A 17,847-nucleotide genomic window follows, 5' to 3' on the forward strand; every position below is an offset into this window, starting at 1 on the left:
AATGAACGCAAATGGACGGAAATGGAGAGTGGGTGTTGCTGTATTGGTTTGCGGTTTGGCCTTTTCGACCAGGGCGGCGCCGACTTCGGAACAGGTGCGGAAGGCGACGCAGGGCTATGTGAAGGAGGGCAACCAACTGGAGGGCATCGACACGATTTCCAACTACCTAAGCCAGCAGCTGGGCAAGGCATCGCGCATTTCGACGCGCGAGTTGGGGCAGCTCGGCACGGCGGCGGATTGCGTGCGGTTCATGGAGATTTCGCGGAAGGCGAAGGTTGCCCCCGCAACGGCGCAGTGGATTCTGGCATCCGGCCAGCGGTTGCACCAGGTGGTGGATATGCTCGATCCCTCCGACAAGGCCGGCGAGTGTTTTCGGATCATGGGGCTGCTGAAGGAGCACGATCCGGCTGGAAGTGCGGACTATTTCGATTTGGTGCTGGCCATTGCCGTGGTGATGGACCAGGGCGGCAAGGGAAGGATGCATGGGCAGATGGGGCGCGACCTGCTTCCGGTTGAAACCGATCCGGCCAAGGTGTACGACTATTTCAAGGCGCTCTATTCCAGCGGTGCGGCGAAGATCGACTATGCGAAGCTGGGCGCCTCCGAGCTGATCTTTGTGGTGGTGCCTGCTCCGATGGGCGAGCTGCTGTGGGCGCGCCAAAACGTGGCGGGCTCTCTTTCGGGCTGGGATGAAAAATACAGCGATATCGACTATGACCATGCGCGCCTGAACGGCTCGCGCTTTTCGTGGGATCGGGGAACCTACACGCTGAAGGCGATCGAGGAGCAGGGCGGCATCTGCGTCGACCAGGCCTACTATGCGGTCTTGACGGCCCGGGCGCATGGGATTCCGGCCATCTATTTCCATGGCTCGGGCAAGAGCGCCAACCATGCCTGGTTCGCCTACATGAAGGGGCAGGGCGACTGGTTGCTCGATGTCGGCCGCTACCAGGGCGACTCCTACACCACCGGCTACGCCATCCATCCGCAAACCCGCCGGCAGATGACGGACCACGATGTTGAATACACCTGCGAACGCTCGCTGCATTCGGCCGATGCCACGCAAGCCAGTGCCTATGTTTCCATTGCGGAAGTCCTGAAGGGGCGCGATCCCGACGCCGCCCTTCGCTGCGCCCGTTTGGCGCGGGAGCTTTCGAAAAAATTGCTGCGGGCCTGGGAGATCGAGCTCGGGTTGCTGGTTCAGCAACGGGATTTTGATGGGCTGACCGCGCTCTTTGCCGATAAAAAGGATGCCTTCCGCGAATATCCCGACATTCTCGTGGAGTCGGCCAGGCAGATTGAAACCGTGCTCCGGAAAAATGGACGCAACGACGAGGCCGATCAGTTGATGCGAAGCGCCGCCGGGGCGGTGGATGACGACCGCGACGACATTTCCCGTTCGTTCGAGAATCAGCGGATCAATCAGATCATTGCTTCCGGCGATATGAAAAAGGCGCGCAAGGAGCTCGAACAAATGCTCGACGACCAGAAAGACCAGGGGAATAAAATCTTTGGCCTTATTCGGCAATACATCAAGTTGACGAAGGATTCCGGGCAAACCCGCGAAGCCGTTAAGTTTCTTGAAGGCTATGTTGAAGATTTGGTTGAGGAATACCACTTTCCCCCCGCCTACGAGGAGGGGTTGCTCGAGTTGCTTCTCTCTGTCTACCAGAATGATGGGGACACGAAGGAGGCCGAACAACTCAAGATCCGCATCGAGCGTTTGAGGTTGCAGCAAAACACCTAGTGGTTTGCCCCTGAAACCGATTTTTTGTTTTTTTCCTTCAACTCCCGGATTCTGCTCTATATTGTGCGTTCGTTTTCGGGAGAACACTATATATTGTATAGCCTAAGCGGCGCAATTGAACCCTCCCTCCGCATTGAACCGCGCGTTTTACTTCAGCAAGAAAGGGGCAAATCCATGGCAATAAAGGTAAAGAAACGAGATACGGCTACGGTGGATTACGACGAATCCAAAATCTACAGGGCCATCGAAAAGGCCGTTAGGAACGCAGTGCAGGTGGATGATGACGTACCACAACATCTGGTGACGATCGTCCGCGACATCACCGCCAAACTCGACAATATCATCAAGGGCTACCAGCACCGCGGCACGAAGGAAATCGATGTGGAGCACATCCAGGACCTGGTCGAGCAGCAGCTCATGGGGGCCGGTCTCTACGAAGTGGCCAAGGCCTACATCCTCTATCGCGAAGAGCACAAGCAAGCCCGCAACCAACGCCTGCGTCCGGATGCATCCGCCATCCAGGACTACATGCTCGTCAGCCGTTATGCCCGCTATATGAAGGATCTCGGCCGCCGCGAAACCTTCCCGGAGGCCGTTGCCCGTGTTCGCGATATGCACCTGCGCCAGTTCCCCGCCGCGGAAGAGGATATTCACTGGGCATTCGACCAGGTGCTGGAAAAACGTTGCCTGCCCTCTATGCGCTCCATGCAGTTCGGGGGCAAGGCCATCGAAACCAACCATGCCCGCATGTACAACTGCACCTTCGGGATTTGCGACCGCCCGCAATTCTTCGCCGAAGGCCTTTACCTGCTGCTGTGCGGAACCGGCGTCGGTTTCAGCGTCGAGTTCGAGCACGTTGAAAAACTGCCGCCGATTGCCTCTTCGGTCGACGAAGGTTCCGTGGTCCACTTCAATATCGCCGACACGATCGAAGGCTGGGCCGATGCCATGCAGGCCCTGATCGATAGCTACATCGAAGGCTATCTGGTGGAGTTCAACTATTCCAAGATCCGTCCGCGCGGTGCTCCGCTAAGCACCTCGGGGGGCCGCGCTCCCGGTCACGTTCCGTTGCGCCGAGCCCTCGAACGCGCCCGCGTGATTCTCGACAGCGCCCTGGGCCGCAAGCTCAAGCCGATCGAGGCCTACGATATCATGATGCATGCCGCCGATGCGGTGATTGCCGGCGGTGTCCGCCGTTCCGCCACCATCTGCCTGTTCTCCCAGGACGACGGGGAAATGATGAATGCCAAGCGCGGCAACTGGTTCGAAAGCAATCCGCAGCGCGGGCGCTCCAACAACTCGGTGAAGCTCATTCGCAACGAAACCTCCAAGGCCCAGTTCCTGCGGGTGTTCCAGAAACAGAAGGAGTGGGGCGAACCCGGTTTCTATTTTGCAAACGATCTGTCGCATGGCTGCAACCCGTGCTGCGAGATTGGGCTCAACCCGCACCTGGAGGTCAAGGACGACCAGGGCAATGTAACGATCGAATCCGGTTGGCAGTTCTGCAACCTGACGGAAATCAACGGTTCCCGCCTCTTGAGCGAAGCGGATTTCCGCACGGCGGTTCGCGCCGCCACCATCATCGGCACCCTGCAGGCGGGCTACACCACCTTCCCGTATCTCGGCGAAACCACGGAAAAGCTTTGCCGTCGCGAGGCGTTGCTGGGGGTTTCCATTACCGGCATGATGGACTCGCCGGCCATTACACTGGATCCGGTGCTGCAGAAGAAAATGGCGGAATACGCCATCGAGGTGAACCGCGAGATCACGCTGAAGATCGGCACCGAACCCGCCGCCCGTTTAACGTGCGTCAAGCCTGCGGGATCCACATCGTTGCTGCTCGGAACGGCCTCCGGAATCCATCCGCGCCACTCGCGCCGCTATTTCCGCCGCGCACAGGCCAACAAAACCGATCCGGTATACAAACACTTCAACGAAACCAACCCGCACATGTGCGAGGAGTCCGTTTGGAGCGCCAACAAGACCGACGATGTCATCACCTTCTGCGTCGAGGCGCCGGAAGAAGCCATTTTGCGTTCGGAAATGTCGGCCATGGATCTGCTGAAATATGTGCACTCCACCCAGCAGAACTGGGTCGTGCCCGGCACCGCCCGCCCCGAGATGAATCCTGGCCTCTACCATAACGTATCCAACACGCTGACCGTTCGCGATGACGAATGGGATCGGGTGGCGGACTACATCTGGGAAAACCGCGCCGACTTCACCGGCATCAGCATGCTCGCGGCCGGCGGCGACAAGATCTACCAGCAGGCCCCGCACGAAGAGGTGATCACCGCCCAGGACGAAACCCTGTGGAACGAGCTCATCTCCAAGTTCAAGCCGGTCGACTACACCCTCATGCGGGAAGAGGAAGACGAAACCAACCTGCAAGGCGAAATCGCCTGCGCCGGTGGTGCCTGCGAACTCGTTTAACGACCAACCCCAAACACACCCTGCGCGTCGCCGGTTCGCCGGCGGCGCGTTTTTTCGTAGACGAAGCTTCGTCTACGTTCTTAGCAAATTGAACCGTTGCGGTTGCTGGAACCGGTCGAGCAGGGCGGAGGCATCGGCCGAACCGACGTCCCCCGGTTGTGTGGCGGCCAGGGCGCGATAGAGGCCAAGCAGGCGCTCGCCGTAGGCATCCAGGCTGTATTGATCGAGCGCAACCTGGCGGTTGCGTTCGATGAGCGGGAGATTGGGCGAGGGGGCGAAAGGGGGTAGCTGCTTCCGGTCTTCGGGATGCGCAACCAGATGCCGGATGACGTTTTGCTGAAGTTCCTCGTCCAATACGCCGAAATCGACTTTCCCGTCGATAACCAAGGCCGCCTTGGCCTCATCCAACGTTTCCGGAACCCACATCTTTGAATAGGCTTCGGCGCTGGCGCGCATCGCTGTTTCCAGCGCGGTGTGGAATGCCTTTTCGCCCGCCCATTCGAGGGGGATGGGGAGGGCGTCGTAAAGGGATGAAAGGTCGAGGCCTTCTTGTTCGAAGTCGGTGGTGATTTCGGGGAGCTTGCGTCCGATGAGCATCTTGCCTTCGAGCCACGGTTCGAGGAACGCCAAGCCAAACCCCTCCTGGATGCTGGTGGTCATCAACGCTTCCGCATTGCGGATCAGTTCGCCAAAGTCGTGCTTGCGTCCGGCGTCGAATTCAACGGGCAGGTTCAGCTCCTCGGCCAGCGCCTCCCATCCCTTGTAGTGGCCCTGCCATTTCGGGTTTTGCGGGGCCAGGGTGCTTTGGAACAGGTAGCCCTCCGGAGCGAGCAGGCTCCATAGCAGGAACTCGCCCATGTTTTTCCGGCGGATGGCGCGCGCGGGATAGACGATGGTCTTTATGTGGGGCAGACATTCTTGTCTGCCCAGGGCAGGCTGGAAAGCCTGCCCCGCATGTTGGGTAACCGCATTCGGCAGTTCGTGCACATTCGGAAGGCCGATGTCTTCCAGAAACGATTTGTCGCGATAGTTGATTGGCGCATACCAGACATGGTCGGCGGTGGGATAAAGCATCGCGTCGAGTTCGTTGCCGAGTTGTTCTTTCAATAGCCGGTAGTTTTCCGGTCGGCCATCCTCGGCAAAGTCGTGCGGTTGCAGCAATAGGCGGCACCCCGCCTTGGCCAGATGCCAAACGAGCTGCGGTGTAAAGCTGTTTTTACCGAGCGAATGGTTGTGGATGTGCCAGACGTCCGGATCGCGCCCCAGCAGGCTGCGGGCGGTGAAGCGGAGGTCTTCGGCCAGCTTGCCCGAATCCAGCACGGAGTTTTCCGAATAGGCCAGGGCTTCGTACGGTTCCGTGATCGGGGTGAGTTCAGCGCCGGGGGCGGGCGCCTCGCCGGTCAGGCAAAGCACGTCGACCTCATCGTTGAGCGATTCAACCGCCCGCTCAACCACCCGCGTTACCCCGCCGGGCCTTAGGTGATAGTGAATTATTGCTACTGCCAGTTTTCTCATTTTAAACCACCCGCTCGCAGGCTCGCTCAAGACGCGAAGAACTCAAAGGGGTTTCTTGGTGTCCTTCGTGCCTTTGTGGTTAAGAATTATTCAATCCCGAATTTTTCGCGGTATTCGGGAAGCTCGATCATGGGCGGGCGTTCCTCTTCGACGATGGTGTGGGAAACCTGTTCGAACTCTTCGTCGTGCGCCTGGAACTGTTTCAGCACGGTACTGAGCTCCGGAAGTTTCCCGATGACACCGAAGGCTTCGGCTCGGAAAAGGAACGCGCGCAGGATGCCGAACGCCATTTTACCGAGGTCGCGGGTTTCCTGGTTGCGGTGGACGCGCTGGTCGAGATCGACCTGGGCAATGGCCTCCATGCCCCACTTTTCATAGACATCGATCAGGTGCGAGGTTTCCACGCCGTAGCCGATCGGGAAAGGAATGGCTTCGAGCACTTCGCGCCGGACGGCATATTCGCCGGACAGCGGCTGCACCAGACCCGTCAGGTCGGGGAAGAAGAGCGAGAACAACGGGCGCGTCAGGATTTCCGTTACGCGGCCCCCGCCGGAGGGGCGGACGCCTTGCGAGAAGGCCAGCGGACGGTCGTAGAACGCTTTCACGTAGTGCACTTCCGGGCGGTAGATGAGCGGCGCAACCAGGCCGTAGGCAAAGCGCGGGTGAATGTTTTTAATGTCGGCATCCACGTAGACGATAATGTCGCCGGTCAGCTCGTAGACCGCTTTCCAAAGGTTTTCGCCCTTGCCTTTTTTCTCCCCGTATTGGGGCAGGATGTCGGCGGAAAGATAGACGTCCGCACCGAAGGTCTTGGCGATCTCGCGCGTGTTGTCGGTCGAGCCGGAGTCGATCACGGCAATCTCGTCGAGCAGCGGATAGCGATCCATCAGCTCCGACTTGAACATCACGATTTCCTTGCCGATCGTCTTTTCTTCGTTGAGCGTCGGCAGGCAGAGCGAGATTTTGAGGTTTTGTTTTTCCTTTTCCTCCACGAGCTTTTTCAAGTCCCAGAACTGGGAGTGGTGGATGGTGTTGTTCTTGATCCAATCATTCAGGTTCATTGCAAAATCCTCCGTCGATGGCGAGCAGCATGGCGAGCAATTGCGCCAGGCCGGTGTAGATGGGTTTGATGCGAATGGTTTCGTTGAGGTCGTGCAGGTTGCTGGCCTCGGTGATGCCGATGGTGACCGCCGGCAAACCGCGCGCAATCAGTTCGGAAACCTCCGACATGCTCGGTCGGATGGTGGGCTGGACGCCGAGGGTTTCCATGACCTGCCGGCAATTTTTGACCAGCGGATGGCCGACATCGATGCCCCCCGGTTCGCGCGAGGAAACCACGATGAACTCAAACTCGGCATTATGCGATGCCGCCGCATCGGCAATGATATCCTCCACGCGTTCGCGGATGGATTGCACCATGCCGGCGTCCTCGCTCCGCACCTCGAAGCGCAGGGTTGAGCGGGTGGCCATCACGTTGTAGCTCTTGCCGCCGCGAACGGCACCGAAGACAATCGAGGTGCGCGGGCGGCGCGGGATCGGGATTTCAAGCATGCGGTTGATCACGTCGTTGAGCGCGATGATGGCGCTGTTTTGTCCGGCGCGCTGCCAGTCGAGTTCCTCGGGGATCCTGCAGGCGATGTGGCCGCGGAACATGCCTTCGGCAGCATAGCTCAAACGCCCGAGCTTTTCGCCTTCAACGCAAATGCCGGCCTCGAACGGCAGCTTGTTGTTGTCCATGAAAAAGCGCAGGCCGTCGAGGTTGCCGCGGCCGAGCCCTTTGGTGCTGCTAAGCAAAACCAGGTTGGCGTCCAACTTGATCTCCAGCATCTCCAGTATGTTGGGCAGCGTGGCGAGCACGGCCATGCCGAGGCTGTTGTCGGCAACGCCCGGCCCGACGATTTCGTCGGCCAGTACGCTCAAGGCATGGTCGACCTTGCCGGAGTAGACCGAGTCGGCATGGGCAACGAGCAGGATGTTGCGTTTGGCATTCTTGCCCGGAATGATTCCAACGCCATTGCCGGCTTCGTCGATCGAGACGTTGTGGAGTCCGCATTCGACCATGCGTTGGAGCAGGAGTTCAACCCGGGCGGCTTCCTCGAAGGTGGGGGCGGGAATTTCGCTGAGCATGATCAGGTTGGCGAGTAGCGTCTCCTGGATGCCTGCTAGCTTTTCCGGAAGCTTCGGCAACTGCTTCAGGATCTCATCGATGTTGCTGAATTTTGTTTTCATGCAAATCCTTGGTTATGATGTTGCGTGGAAGTCTAGCAGAGGAGGGGGCGATGGCAAATGGCGAGTCCGTAAATTTATGCGAGAAGTTAATAAAATAAAAAAGTACTTCCCATGCCGAAGGTGCCCGCTATGCTTTAACGCAAGAATTGACGAGGTGGCATGAGCGAAAATATTGGATTTGTTTCAACGCGTTTTGCGGGTACCGATGGGGTTTCGCTGGAGAGCGCGAAGTGGGCGAAGGTGCTGTGGGACCATGAGTTCCGGAGTTTTTGGTATGCCGGTCGGCTGGACCGTGCTCCCGAAGTGAGCTACTGCGTTCCCGAGGCCCATTTCGAGCATCCCGAAAACATTTGGCTCAACGAACGCATCTGGGGAAAGTCGTTCCGCGATCCAATCGTCAGCCGCCGCATCCGCGACATGGCGGAATATCTCAAAACCACGCTCTACGAGTTTGTCAACCGCTACGACCTCCGCATCCTGGTGTTCCAGAATGCGCTGACGATCCCCATGCACGTGCCACTCGGCGTGGCCATTACCGAGTTCCTTGCGGAGACCCGTATCCCCTCCATTGCGCACCACCACGACTTCTATTGGGAGCGCGTCCGCTTTTCGGTGAACGGCGTGCCGGACTTTCTCGATATGGCCTTCCCGCCGCGCGACGACCTGCTGCAGCATGTCGTCATCAACCAGGCGGCGCGGGAAGAGTTGTCGTGGCGCAAGGGGCTCTCCTCCGAGCTCATTCCCAATGTCTTCGATTTCGAAACCCCACCGCCCCAGCCGGACGCCTATACCCAGGGGCTGCGCGCCGACCTCGGCTTTGCGGAGGACGATATCCTGATCCTGCAGCCAACGCGCATTGTTCCGCGCAAGGGCATCGAGCATTCGATCAAGCTGCTCGAAACCTTGGACGACCCCAGGATGAAGCTGGTCATTTCGCATGCGGGGGGGGATGAGGGCTACGAATATCAGCATATGCTCGAAGAACTGGCGCACGACTCCGGTGTCGATCTGCGCATCATCGACGACCGCATCGGAGAGATCCGGCAGAAAAATTCGGCGGGCAAGAAAATGTATACGCTGTGGGATCTCTATCCCTTCGTCGATTTCGTAACCTATCCAAGCCTTTACGAAGGATTCGGCAACGCCTTTCTCGAAGCGGTCTACTTCAAGTTGCCGATCCTGATCAACCGCTATTCGATCTTCGCGCGCGACATCGAGCCGAAGGGCTTCCGTGTACCGTTGATGGACGGTTATCTCACCAAGCAAGTGATCGACGATGTCCGTCGGCTGCTGGAGGACGAGAACTACCGCCGGGTCACGGTCGAGCACAACTATGCCGTGGCCAACCGCTTCTTCAGTTATTCGGTACTGCGCCGCAGCCTGCGCACACTCATCACCAACGTCAGGGGACTGGAAACATGATCAAGAATCTCGATATCCACGCGATCGAGCGGATGCGCAAGCGTTTCAACCGGCTCTACGGCCCCGGCGAAGTCGAACATCTGCTGGAGCGGATGGTGGCGTTGATCGGCCGCTATGGCGTCGGCTTGGAAGGCTACAGCGAGGCGCCGCTTTGGGACGAAACCTCCTCCGTCCTCATCACCTACGGCGACATGGTTCAACAGGAAGGCGAGGCGCCGCTGGCCGTGCTCAAGCGCTTTGCCGATCAATACCTCGGCGGGGCCATCGACACGGTTCACATCCTGCCGTTTTGCCCGTACTCCTCCGACGACGGTTTTTCCGTCATCAACTACCGGGTGGTGGATCCCGATCTGGGCTCGTGGAAGGATGTCCAGGAACTCGGGCATGGCTTCCGGCTGATGTACGACCTGGTGCTCAACCACTGCTCCCGCAAAAGCAAGTGGTTTGCCGACTATGTTGCCGACATTGCTCCATTCCGCGATTTCTTCATCGAAGCCGATCCCGAAAACGACCTTTCCGGAGTAACGCGCCCGCGCGCGCTCCCCTTGCTCACCCCCGTGCAAACGCGGCATGGCGACACGCATGTCTGGACCACCTTCAGCGACGACCAGATGGATTTGAACTTCGCCAATCCGGATGTGTTGTTCGAATTCCTCGACATCCTGCTGTTCTATATTTCCACCGGAGCAACCATCATTCGCCTCGATGCCATCGCCTATCTGTGGAAACAGATCGGCACCAGCTGCATCCACCTCAAGCAGACGCACGAAGTGGTGAAGCTCATGCGCGACCTGCTCGACATGGTGGCGCCGGACGTGGTGCTGCTCACGGAAACCAATGTGCCGCACGAGGAAAATATTTCCTATTTCGGCAAGGGCGACGAAGCCCATATGGTCTATCAATTCAGCCTGCCGCCGCTCTTGCTTCATGGCTTGATGAACGGCGACGCGACCTACCTCACCAACTGGGCGGCCTCGCTCAACGAGCTGCCCGAAAAATGCACCTACTTCAATTTCACCGCCTCGCACGATGGCATCGGGGTTCGCCCGTTGCAGGGGATCGTCCCGAACGAGGAATTGATGAAGCTGGCGGATCGCGTCAAATCGTTGGGCGGCCATGTTTCCACCAAGGCCAATCCGGATGGCTCCGAAAGCCCCTACGAACTGAACATCACCTACTTCGATGCCCTCGGGGATCATCCCGAATCGGTAACCGACGCCCACATGGCCCGTTTTCTCTGCTCGCAAACGGTGGCCATGGAGCTGCGCGGCGTGCCCGCGGTCTATTTCCACAGCCTCACCGGCACGCGCAACAACTATGCGGGGGTGGAGGAAACCGGACGTGCCCGAACCATCAACCGGCTCAAGTGGAACGAGGGCGAGTTGGAAAACGTGCTGTCGGATCCGCATTCGCACCCGGCGCGCATCATGAAGGAATATGTCCGCCGCCTCCAGTGCCGTGCGCAACACAAGGTTTTCCATCCGGACGCCGCACAGAACATCATCAACCTCGGCTCCGAGTGGTTTGCCGTCGAACGCGAATGGAAGGAGCAGCGGATCATCTGCATCAGCAACTTCACGGACCAATACCGGGAACTAAAAGTCGATGACCGGCTCTACCGCCTCAATCGGGCCGCCGCCTGTTCGGATCTCCTCAGCGGCCGCCGCTACATGGGCGATGGCAAGGTCATCCCGTTCGATGCCTACCAGACGGTCTGGCTGCAATTGTAACTATGTAGCACGGTCCCCGCGCCGTGTTCCTGCGGTTAAGGTTCCGTCTGGAAATCCTCGAACCGGTAGACCTTGAAAAACCCCTGTTTGCTGGTGATGTCCACCGGCAGGTTGGTGGTCGTCGTTCCCGGGCGAGGGGTGCGCACGCGTTGGAGCTCCGCCCAGTTGCAAAGGTTCTGGCTGAACTGCACCACGTAGGTGCCGCCGGTGTTGACCTCGAACCCGATATCCCCGTCCAGCGCATAGGGAGCAAAGTTTGCCGCAAGCGCCGTGATGGGCTGCGCCGCGACAACCTCGCGCCACAAGCGATAGTTTTCAATGTCGGTTGCGCCACTGAATCCATAAGCGGTTTCAAGCGTATCCATCATGGACTTGAAGTCGGCAATCACCGGCCAGGTCTCGCCCGCGCCGACATCGGCCTGGATGGCGGTGCGGACGGTTGCCCCCGGAATGTTTGCCCGTTCGTAGGCCACCGCATTGTCGATGCTCGAGAACGTATCCCGCTCAAATGCCATCATGGATACGCCGGAGAGGGGAACGCCGATGGCCGCATACCAATTGTCGCGGTCCGCCGTGTCGGCCCATCCGACGCTACCTCCATCGGCCGGGAGCTTGTCGTACCAAACCGGCAGGTCGGCATAAAGCCCTAGGGTTGCGAGACCGACCGTATCCATGTGGGCGCGGACTTCCGTGTAGGTGTCGAGCAGGAGCGTCAGGTAGTTTCGTTTCACGGTCCCGTCGCCGGCATCCCAGGCCGCCAGCTGCTGCGGTTCCAGGTCGAGGTGGATCGCCTTGAATTTTTCGGAAGGGAGCCGGCCAACCGCGTTGTTGAAGTCGGCCACGCGACTGCTGATCGTGTCGAGCAGGTTGGAGCGACTGGCCACCTCGACCCATGTCGGTTCGGAAAACAGGATTTGCGAAGAGATTCCATGCGTGTGCAACCGGTCGTTCCATGAAGCAATCACGGCAGGTTCATCCACCGAGCGGTTTTTATAACTGCCGTAGATCCTCTTCACGCCGCGCGCCTTAAGGAACCCGACCGTTTGGGCTTCCAATGCGGAAACACCCACAATGTTCGCGGCGCCATACGGACTCGTATCCGAATGCCAAAACCAAACACCCCGGTTCTGGCTTGCCCAGGCAACCATGGGGGACCATGCACACAAAACGTAAAATATTATCGTTTTCATAATGAAAAACTCTACCTCCTTTAATTCCCAGCTTCAAGCCTGCGAACACAACCTAGGTATATCATCCAGCACCCACGATCGTGGGTGCTGGATGATATACCTAGGGAGGGTGGGGCAAAAAAATGCGGCGTAATGGGTTCCAGCGCTTGGCGGTTTTTTGCTAGGTTGTGCGGCCATTGGAAAACGGAAAGGAAATTTGGATGAACAAGGCAGATTTGATCGTGGCGCTGGATGTGCCGAATGCAGAGGCAATGGAGGCTAAACTCCGTGAAATGCCCGATTTTATCGAGTGGTACAAGGTGGGGCTGGAACTCTTCTGTGCCGAGGGGCCGGCCGTGCTGGAGCCGCTGAAAAAACGGGGCAAGAAAATTTTTCTCGATCTGAAGTTGCACGATATTCCCCGGACTGTTGGAAATGCGGTTAAAACCGCCGCCGAACACGGCGTGAACCTGATGACCGTCCATGCCATTGGCGGACGGGCCATGCTGGAGGAGGCCGCGCGGGCTGCCGCCGAATGCGAGCATCCGCCCAAGTTGGTGGCGGTTACCACATTGACGAGCCTCAGCCAGGAGGATTTCAAGGATCTGGGCATCAACCGCACGGTTGCGGAGCAGGCCGTTGAGCTGGGGCGTCTGGCGATTTCCTCGGGCATCGATGGCATGGTGACCAGCGCGCACGAAGCCAAGGTGCTCCGCGATGCGTTTCCGGATGCACTCCTCGTGACGCCCGGCATCCGTATGCCGGAAGGCGATGTGGGCGACCAAAAGCGTGTGGCAACCCCGTCGTTCGCCGTGGAGCAGGGAGCAACGCACCTGGTGATCGGTCGTCCGATTGTGCAGGCCGAAGATCCAACCGCCGCCGCAACCGCAATGTTGAACGATATGAATGGATAGCCACAAAAAATAGTGGAGCAGAGAACATGAGCAAACCAAAGGTTTTGATTATTACGGGATACGGGGTGAACTGCGAGGCGGAGAGCGCCCACGCGTGGAAGCTGGCCGGCGCCGAGCCGGAGCTGGTTCACCTGAACGACTTGCTAGACCATCCGGAGCGGCTGGAAACCTACCAGGCGATGATGTTCATCGGCGGGTTTTCCTACGGCGACCATATGACCAGTGGCCACGTCTTCGCCTTGCGGGTGAAGCACCACATGCAGGCGCAGTTGCAGCAGTTCATCGACGACGGCAAGTTGATCATGGGCATCTGCAATGGTTTCCAGGTGATGACCAAGATGGGGTTGCTGCCCGGACTCGATGGGAACTATTTCGAGCCGACGGTTTCGCTGATGCAGAACGACTGCGGCACCTTCCAGAATTTCTGGGTGGATATCCGGTTCGAGGATGCTTCGCCGTGCGTGTTTACCAAGGGCCTCGGCACGATGCCGTTGCCGATCCGCCACGGCGAGGGAAAAATTTTCACCCTCGATGCCGGGCTGGTTGAAAAGATCGAAGCGCTGGGTTGCGTTGCCGCGCGCTATGTTGATGCCGGCAATGAGCCGACGCAGGAGTTTCCGGAAAACCCGAACGGCTCGCTCAATGCGATTGCCGGGCTAACCGATCCGACCGGACGCATCTTCGGCATGATGCCGCATCCGGAAGCCTATCTCTTCCCGGAAAACCACCCGAACTGGGACAAGCAGAAACTCGATGGCGAGCTGCCGGAGCAGGGCCTTGGCCTGAAGTTGTTCACGAATGCGGTCGACTTCATGAACCGCCATTAAGCGCGTTTGGCCAATGCGTTGATTTAGCCTGCCGGCACCTTTTCCGGCGGGCTTTTTTTGTGCTCGTCGCCGATGTCCACGGGGATGACCATCATAATCTTGGTTCCTTTCCCGGGGTCGGATTCCACGTGCATGGAGCCATTGATGTGCTCAAGCCGTTCGCGAATGCTGAAGAGGCCGAATCCTTTGCCGGAGCCATGTTCCAAATCCTCCGGGCAAAGGCCGCTGCCTTGGTCGGAAACCACCATGTGGAATTTGTTTCCATATTGCGAAACGCCGATCTGCGCTTTGTTTGTTCCGGCATGCTTTGCAATATTCACCAGCAGCTCCTTGGCGCAGCGGAAGATGAGCGCCGAGGTTGCCCGGTCCGCCTCAATGCGCATGCCTGCGGTGTGGCATTCGACCTCAAGGCCAAAGAAGGTTTTCAAATCGGCGGCCAAGCGCTCGATGCCGGCATCGATGTTTGTTTCGTAGAGCGACGTTGGGCTGATTTCCCAGGTCAGGCTTTTGCACGTTTTCATGATGCGGAGCAGCAGGACATCCACTTGTTGGGCCAGGTCGTCGATTCGTGTTCTTTCGGAGGTTTCTTTCAGGGCGGTAAGCTTCATGTTCAACGCCGCCAGCATTTGGCCGATATCGTCGTGGAGGACGATGGCGAGTTGGCGTCGTTCGTTATCCTCCACCTGAACCAGGTCCTGGGCGAGGGCCTTGAGGCGGGTCTGGTATTCAACGTCCCGTTCATGGGCGTTTTTCAGATCGGAAATGTCGGAGACCAGCCCTTGGACATGGGTCGGGATGCCCGATTCATCCCGAAGAACACTGTTCCAGCTGGTGTACCAATGGGACTCGCCGTTCTTCCAGACCATTCTGAAACCAACCTCGTAGTGGTCGATGCCGGCTTCAGCGCATTGGAGGGCTTTTCGTTCCAGGAGACTGTAGTCTTCCGGCGGGATCAGGTCTGTCCATTGAACGTTGTTGGTGAGAAAATCTTCCGCGGTGTATCCGGTGATGCATATGTTTTGTGAAATATGTTCCGTCGGGAAGTCCTCCGCAATCCGGCGCTTGAAGGTGAAGACCGGGCTGCTGGTCACGATCTTCTCGAAAGCCTGGAGTTCCCGCAGTGTTTCATTCAGCCTTTCCAGATGCAGGGCCTCCTTCCTCTGGGCATCTTTCAGGGTGGTGACATCCTTGAAGAGCCCATGGATGTGGGTGATGTTGCCGGATGCGTCGGTGATCAACTGGTTCCAGCTTTCCATCTGCCGGATTGCACCCTCCTTCGTGAGAATCCGGCTTTCCAGGTTAAATGTCGTCTCGCCCCGCGCCATCACCTTTCTGAGCAGATCATTGACTTTGGGGATGTCTTCGGGATGGTTGATGCTGTTCCATGTTGTTTCGCCCGACAGAAGTTTGGAGGGGTCGTAGCCGAGTTGGCCCACGTTTTCGGAAATGAACTCCACCGGCCAGGCTTCCGGCTCGAAACGCAGGCGGTAGACAATGATCGGGCTAGAGTTGACAATATGCTCGAACCCACGCAATTCCGCCAAGGTGGTTTCGAGTTGTTGTTGGTGCAACTCATCACGTTCCTGTGCGGTTTTCAGTTCCGTGATGTCCATCAAGAGTCCGCGGATGAATTCCGGATTCCCTCGTTCGTCGCGTACGATCTCGTTCCAGGCCATGTACCAGTGGACTTCCCCGGATGCCCAGATCAGGCGGGTTTCCAGATGGTAGTGGTCTGAATCGGATGCCAGGGCTTTTGCAGTGGCTTGATCGGCGCGCTCGACATCCTCTTCCGGCATGATCGACTTCCACGGCACGGTGCCCGACCACAGATCCCGGACATCGTACCCCAGCATGGCATAGTTGTCGGAAATAAACTCGGTTGTAAGGTTTTCGTCGAACCTGACCTTGAAGGTTAGGATCGGGCTTGCATTGAGCGTCTCCTTGAACTCGCTCATGTCGGCCACCTTGGCGTGCAGCGAGCTGACGCTCTCAAGAATCGCCTTGCGCATGGTTTCGAGTTGGTTGGCGACCACGTTGATTTCATGGGGGCCGGCAACGTCGATGCGGTTGAAATATTCACCGTTTCCGATGGTTTCGGCCGAGGCGGCCAATTGGGAGATGGGCCGGGAAATCCCGCGGGAGATCAGGATGCTGATCAGGATGCCCGGGATCAGGAACACGATGGCCGTGCCCAGGGCATCGCGCAGAATGGGGGGCATCAGGGCCTGGATGTCCGAATGCTTCATGCTGGCGCCCATGAGGAATTTGCGGCCGCGGGCATCGTAGTGGGGGATGAGTACGGCGCGAATGTTCCCCCATTTATCGATGGAGTCCTGATACTGGGGCTCCATGGTCCGGAACGCTTCCTCGTAGAGTTCGGGGTTGGAGTGGACTTCCAGGAATTTGGCGTGGTCTTGGCTTTCGATGGCTTTCCCCGGGGAGGTGGCACTGGTGAAAACCAGTTGGCCGTCGAGCATCATCAGGCTCCACAAATATTCCAGGCCGAGTTGTTCACAGAGGCTGTTGTTGAGGGCGACGATGCCCTGATAGACCTCCGGTCCGATGGAGGCGGCGTCTTCGATATCGTTGTGGTAGTTAGGCGGGAGGATGGCCCCGGCAAAGGTGGCGGCATTGAACAGACGGGTATCGATTTCCATCAATTCGTCCACCTTGCGGTGATGGAAGTCGATGAGGGAGACGAGGATGGAAAGCGGCAATACAATGGCCAGCATGACCACCACTACCACGCTCTGTATTCTCCAGCCCTTGAAAAGATTCAAATCCTATCTCCTGAACAAAGGCCGGATGGTAGCGTTTTCCATGGCTGAATGGAATGAAAAGCCGGGGGCGCTATGGAATGGTGGTGCGCAGCACGGTGGCGTTGCCATCGAGCGTGTAGGCGGGGAGGGCGGCGGGGATCAGGATCGAGGTGCCGGCCGGGGCCGCGAGGCTCTCTTTTTCCCAACTGATGGTTGCTTCGCCTTCGGAAACAAACAGCGCGTGGAAGGTGGTGGGCTGCATCGGGATTTCGAGCGGTGCCGTGAAGGCCAGCTTTTCCAGGCGGAAATATTCGCAGGATAGGACTTCCCAGCATTGGAAGGTATCGGTGTCGACCAGCGGTTTTGGCTCGACCAGCGGGTTGTCGTGGTCGTTCCAGTTAATGACGTTGATGGCCTGTTCGATATGCAGCTCGCGCGGGGAGCCGTCGTTGCCCATCCGCCCCCAGTCGTAGATGCGGTAGGTGGTGTTGGAGTTTTGCTGGATTTCGAGAATGAAGCAACCTTCGTCGATGGCATGCACGCGGCCGCCGCGCACGAAGATGGCGCTATTCTTTTCAACCGGGACGGCACGCATGGTTTCGCCGCTGGTTCCGTCCTCGACCGCCTGCACGAAAACCTCTTTCGTGACACCGTCGTTGAGACCGCAATAGACCTGGGTCGGGTTGTCGCCGAGCATATACCACATTTCGGTTTTGGCCTCGCCGCCGAATTCGGCCGCGGTGGCATCGTTCGGGTGCACCTGGACGCTGAGCTTTTGCTTTGCGTCAATCAGTTTGATGAGCAGGGGAAACTTGGTGCCCGCCACCTTCGTTCCCATGATTCCCTGCGGATTGCCCTCCAGGATTTCACGGATGGTTTTTCCGGCCAATGCTCCGTTGGCCACCACGCTCATGCCGTCGTCGTGGTCGGAGATTTCCCACGATTCCGCATAGATGCCGTCCGGCTCGTTGCGGTGGTAGGTTTCGGGGATGCGCGATCCGCCCCAAGGATAGTCCTTGTAGACGGGTTTGAACGTCAGGGGGTAAAGTAAATCGTTTTTCATGGGGCGCATTAATACGGTGGAATTGGGTTTGAATCAATC

General features: G+C 58.3%; 12 protein-coding genes. 6 read left to right on the forward strand and 6 right to left on the reverse strand.

What is annotated here, in order from left to right; genetic code table 11:
* Position 1 precedes the first annotated feature (1 nt).
* Together E9954_RS06300 and E9954_RS06305 are read left to right on the forward strand one after the other, a co-directional pair.
* A complete protein-coding gene (locus E9954_RS06300) occupies positions 2 to 1,747 on the forward strand; it encodes a hypothetical protein (protein ID WP_136078365.1) in 1,746 nt (581 codons plus the stop codon).
* Positions 1,748 to 1,921: 174 nt separating this feature from the next.
* Positions 1,922 to 4,180, forward strand: a complete 2,259-nt coding sequence (locus tag E9954_RS06305) for an ATP cone domain-containing protein (RefSeq protein ID WP_136078366.1) — start codon at positions 1,922 to 1,924, stop codon at positions 4,178 to 4,180.
* Positions 4,181 to 4,252: 72 nt separating this feature from the next.
* On the opposite strand, the gene E9954_RS06310 is transcribed toward E9954_RS06305, so the two are convergent.
* The 3 genes from E9954_RS06310 to E9954_RS06320 form a co-directional block, all read right to left on the reverse strand.
* On the reverse strand, positions 4,253 to 5,695 hold the full coding sequence (locus E9954_RS06310) for a glycosyltransferase family 4 protein (protein ID WP_136078367.1): 1,443 nt from the start codon (positions 5,693 to 5,695) through the stop codon (positions 4,253 to 4,255).
* A gap of 86 nt (positions 5,696 to 5,781) precedes the next feature.
* Positions 5,782 to 6,756 (reverse strand): glucosyl-3-phosphoglycerate synthase, encoded by a 975-nt coding sequence (locus tag E9954_RS06315; protein ID WP_136078368.1) that lies wholly within the window; start codon positions 6,754 to 6,756, stop codon positions 5,782 to 5,784.
* Entirely contained in the window at positions 6,743 to 7,924 is a 1,182-nt protein-coding gene (locus E9954_RS06320; RefSeq protein WP_136078369.1) for a peptidase dimerization domain-containing protein, read from the reverse strand. Before E9954_RS06320 ends, E9954_RS06315 begins: the two co-directional genes overlap by 14 nt.
* 159 nt (positions 7,925 to 8,083) lie before the next feature.
* On the opposite strand from E9954_RS06320, the gene E9954_RS06325 reads away from it, so the two are divergent.
* Both E9954_RS06325 and E9954_RS06330 read left to right on the forward strand, forming a co-directional pair.
* The gene (locus E9954_RS06325) at positions 8,084 to 9,346 is read left to right on the forward strand and encodes a glycosyltransferase family 4 protein (protein ID WP_136078370.1); all 1,263 of its coding nucleotides are present in this window, start codon (positions 8,084 to 8,086) and stop codon (positions 9,344 to 9,346) included.
* Positions 9,343 to 11,076, forward strand: a complete 1,734-nt coding sequence (locus tag E9954_RS06330) for a sugar phosphorylase (RefSeq protein WP_136078371.1) — start codon at positions 9,343 to 9,345, stop codon at positions 11,074 to 11,076. Before E9954_RS06325 ends, E9954_RS06330 begins: the two co-directional genes overlap by 4 nt.
* Positions 11,077 to 11,111: 35 nt before the next feature.
* Here E9954_RS06330 and E9954_RS06335 read toward each other — a convergent pair whose 3' ends face one another.
* Positions 11,112 to 12,266 carry a hypothetical protein gene (locus tag E9954_RS06335; RefSeq protein ID WP_168442024.1) on the reverse strand — a complete coding sequence of 385 codons (1,155 nt, stop codon included), beginning with the start codon at positions 12,264 to 12,266 and terminating at the stop codon, positions 11,112 to 11,114.
* 200 nt (positions 12,267 to 12,466) lie between these two features.
* On the opposite strand from E9954_RS06335, the gene pyrF reads away from it, so the two are divergent.
* Both pyrF and E9954_RS06345 read left to right on the forward strand, forming a co-directional pair.
* Positions 12,467 to 13,159: an orotidine-5'-phosphate decarboxylase gene (gene pyrF, locus E9954_RS06340; RefSeq protein WP_136078373.1), complete on the forward strand. Its 693-nt coding sequence runs from the start codon at positions 12,467 to 12,469 to the stop codon at positions 13,157 to 13,159.
* Positions 13,160 to 13,185: 26 nt separating this feature from the next.
* The gene (locus tag E9954_RS06345) at positions 13,186 to 13,986 is read left to right on the forward strand and encodes a phosphoribosylformylglycinamidine synthase subunit PurQ (protein ID WP_136078374.1); all 801 of its coding nucleotides are present in this window, start codon (positions 13,186 to 13,188) and stop codon (positions 13,984 to 13,986) included.
* A 23-nt stretch (positions 13,987 to 14,009) separates the two neighbouring features.
* Here E9954_RS06345 and E9954_RS06350 read toward each other — a convergent pair whose 3' ends face one another.
* A complete protein-coding gene (locus tag E9954_RS06350; RefSeq protein ID WP_136078375.1) occupies positions 14,010 to 16,766 on the reverse strand; it encodes a PAS domain-containing protein in 2,757 nt (918 codons plus the stop codon).
* A gap of 70 nt (positions 16,767 to 16,836) precedes the next feature.
* A complete protein-coding gene (locus E9954_RS06355) occupies positions 16,837 to 17,808 on the reverse strand; it encodes a type I phosphomannose isomerase catalytic subunit (protein WP_168442025.1) in 972 nt (323 codons plus the stop codon).
* Positions 17,809 to 17,847 lie beyond the last annotated feature (39 nt).

It is taken from the genome of Pontiella desulfatans (genome assembly GCF_900890425.1).
Taxonomy (GTDB): Bacteria; Verrucomicrobiota; Kiritimatiellia; order Kiritimatiellales; family Pontiellaceae; genus Pontiella; species Pontiella desulfatans.

Excerpts from the sequence above, each read along its gene's own strand:
- E9954_RS06300 (WP_136078365.1), top strand. The coding sequence starts at position 2 with ATGAACGCAAATGGACGGAAATGGAGAGTGGGTGTTGCTGTATTGGTT.
- E9954_RS06305 (WP_136078366.1), top strand. The coding sequence starts at position 1,922 with ATGGCAATAAAGGTAAAGAAACGAGATACGGCTACGGTGGATTACGAC.
- E9954_RS06310 (WP_136078367.1), bottom strand. The coding sequence starts at position 5,695 with ATGAGAAAACTGGCAGTAGCAATAATTCACTATCACCTAAGGCCCGGC.
- E9954_RS06315 (WP_136078368.1), bottom strand. The coding sequence starts at position 6,756 with ATGAACCTGAATGATTGGATCAAGAACAACACCATCCACCACTCCCAG.
- E9954_RS06320 (WP_136078369.1), bottom strand. The coding sequence starts at position 7,924 with ATGAAAACAAAATTCAGCAACATCGATGAGATCCTGAAGCAGTTGCCG.
- E9954_RS06325 (WP_136078370.1), top strand. The coding sequence starts at position 8,084 with ATGAGCGAAAATATTGGATTTGTTTCAACGCGTTTTGCGGGTACCGAT.
- E9954_RS06330 (WP_136078371.1), top strand. The coding sequence starts at position 9,343 with ATGATCAAGAATCTCGATATCCACGCGATCGAGCGGATGCGCAAGCGT.
- E9954_RS06335 (WP_168442024.1), bottom strand. The coding sequence starts at position 12,266 with ATGAAAACGATAATATTTTACGTTTTGTGTGCATGGTCCCCCATGGTT.
- pyrF (WP_136078373.1), top strand. The coding sequence starts at position 12,467 with ATGAACAAGGCAGATTTGATCGTGGCGCTGGATGTGCCGAATGCAGAG.
- E9954_RS06345 (WP_136078374.1), top strand. The coding sequence starts at position 13,186 with ATGAGCAAACCAAAGGTTTTGATTATTACGGGATACGGGGTGAACTGC.
- E9954_RS06355 (WP_168442025.1), bottom strand. The coding sequence starts at position 17,808 with ATGAAAAACGATTTACTTTACCCCCTGACGTTCAAACCCGTCTACAAG.